We start from the raw sequence: 2,350 nt of genomic DNA, 5'->3' as shown, positions 1-2,350 counted from the left end.
CGGCGGGCCGGGATCAATGCTCCCACAACAGGAGCGCACCAGTTCCGACATGGCCTCGCTTCAGAGATGCTGCGTGGCGGCGCCTCGCTCGGTGAGATCGGCGAAGTTCTGGGGCACCGCCATGTGGAGACAACGGCGATTTATGCCAAGGTCGACCTCACCGCCCTGCGAACATTGGCTATGGTATGGCCGGGAGAAGTTCAATGAACGCGCTCCGACAGGCTGCCCACGACTATATCGATATGCGCCGCGGGCTGGGGTTCAAGCTGGAACAAGCGGGAAGAGGATTGATCGATTTCGTCAGCTTCCTGGAAGCTAACGATGCCCCCTATATCACCACGGAACTGGCCCTCAAATGGGCCCAGCGGCCCCTAAAATCGCAACCTTCAAATTGGGCCAAGCGACTGAGCTACATTCGCGGATTTGCCCGTCATCGGGTTGCCACCGATCCGCGGACGCAAATTCCGCCAGACGGGCTGCTGCCTTTTCGCCCGAAGCGGGCGCGCCCATATCTCTATTCACAGGACGACATCCGGCGGCTTCTGTCCGCCGCACTTGAGATGCCGTGCCATTATACCTGCTGCAAGCTCAGGCCGTTGACATACTACTGCCTGTTCGGATTGCTNCGACATAACGCAGCCCTGGCAGCGTCGCCTTATTTGTTCACCTCCTATCGAGGTAATCGCCTCGACGTGGGTGACATTCATCGAACATTCTATGCTCTGTCCCGGCGGATTGGCCTGCGCGGGATTGATGACAGCCACGGTCCGCGTCTGCACGACATGCGGCACGTCTTCGCCACAAATACGCTGTTGCGCTGGTATCAAGCCGAGCAAGATCCAGAGCGGCTTCTGCCGATTTTGTCCACCTATCTCGGTCATGCCCACGTGGCCGACACGCAATGGTACCTTAGCGCCTCGCCTGAGCTGATGACAGAAGCGATGCGTCGTCTTGAGTGCCGCTGGGAGGATCGGACATGATCAAACATGACAGTCTGGCGCCACTTTTGGAGCGATTTTTCATTCAACGCCTGATGCAACAGCGGCAGGCAAGCCCTCATACGATCAGTTCCTATAGGGACACATTTCGGCAGTTGCTGAAGTTCGCTACACGAACACTGCATAAGCCGCCGTCTCGCCTGAGCTTCGAGGAAGTCGACGCGCCGTTGATCGTTGCCTTCCTTGATGACCTGGAGAACCATCAGGGCATCAGCGTCCGCAGCCGCAACTTGCGCCTCACGGCGATTCATTCCTTCTTTCGCTATGCCGCCTTCGAAGCACCCGAGCATTCCGCCCAAATTCAACGCGTGCTCGCAATCCCCAGCAAGCGCTTCACTCGAACATTGGTCAATTTCCTGACCCGCCCAGAGGTCGATGCCTTGCTGGCCGCATCAGATCAATCGACCTGGTCCGGCCGACGCGATCACGCGTTCCTGCTGGTCGCCGTGCAGACCGGATTGCGGCTATCTGAGATCACCGGTCTCAAGCGGGATGATCTATTTTTCGGAACGGGCGCCCACCTGCGCGTCATTGGCAAAGGGCGCAAGGAACGCTGCACCCCGTTCGCCAAGTCTACGACCGTAGTCCTGAGAAACTGGCTGAAAGAGCCTCAGCGGGGAGACCAAGGTATCCTGTTTCCCAGCGCAAAAGGTGAGCGGCTGAGCGTTCATGGCGTTCAGTACATTCTANCATGAATCGGTCGAGACGACACAGATCTATCTCGAGGCGACATTGGCGATGAAGGAGGCGGCGTTGGCAAAGACATCCCCATATCTCGGCAAGTCATCCCGCTATCGACCTGACGACAATTTGTTGGGGTTCTTAAACAGCCTGTAAAATGGGGCAGACTATGTCGGGTAGCATGGCATCTCTGTAGGAAATAGCCATATTCCTCAGTGGTTTGCGGCTGAGGAAAAAACTACCCGACATAGTCCGGCAGGGTAGATAGTGACGAATATCGTGCAGCCGTGGCGGCCGCAGCTCCCCGATAGGGCAACTGATTCCGGCGGCATGGCGGACATGCTGGAACCAGGAAATGACCCGCACGTAGTGCCACGGCCGGCCATCGCGCGTAGTGAACAACGGGGATTCTTCCCCGCGCGGCAAAGGGAGAAGGTGCCGGCGTTCGATATGTGCAGCCAGTTCGCAGTTGAGCCTTGGTCCAATCGGAACGAGACGCGTTTTGAAGAACTTCGTGTCGCGGACGGTGATGATCTGCTCGCCCAAATCCACGTCCTGCAAGACCAAGCGAAGCGCTTCACCGATGCGCATACCGCTGCCGTAAAGCAGCAAAAGAAGAGTGCGGTACATTGCCGGCACCTGAGGGCTGTGCCCAACCTTCAGGATCGCGG

2 protein-coding genes and 1 pseudogene are annotated in these 2,350 nt (G+C 57.9%); 2 read left to right on the top strand and 1 reads right to left on the bottom strand.

The genetic code is table 11. The annotated features are described in order from the left end of the window. Together CEV33_RS01415 and CEV33_RS01405 are read left to right on the top strand one after the other, a co-directional pair. The coding region (locus CEV33_RS01415) for a tyrosine-type recombinase/integrase (protein ID WP_167388088.1) at window positions 1–207 on the top strand (207 nt) is incomplete at its 5' end. 769 nt (window positions 208–976) lie between these two features. Beyond that, window positions 977–1,835: pseudogene (locus CEV33_RS01405) on the top strand (tyrosine-type recombinase/integrase). Here CEV33_RS01405 and CEV33_RS01400 read toward each other — a convergent pair. Beyond that, window positions 1,821–2,350, bottom strand: a 530-nt coding sequence (locus CEV33_RS01400) for a tyrosine-type recombinase/integrase (RefSeq protein ID WP_167388087.1), incomplete at its 5' end; no start/stop codon positions are given. The pseudogene CEV33_RS01405 and the gene CEV33_RS01400 overlap by 15 nt on opposite strands.

This window comes from Brucella grignonensis (assembly GCF_002252505.1).
Classification (GTDB): Bacteria; Pseudomonadota; Alphaproteobacteria; order Rhizobiales; family Rhizobiaceae; genus Brucella; species Brucella grignonensis.
Note: the sequence above shows the minus strand (reverse complement) of the source record. Positions and strands in the feature narration are given on the sequence as shown.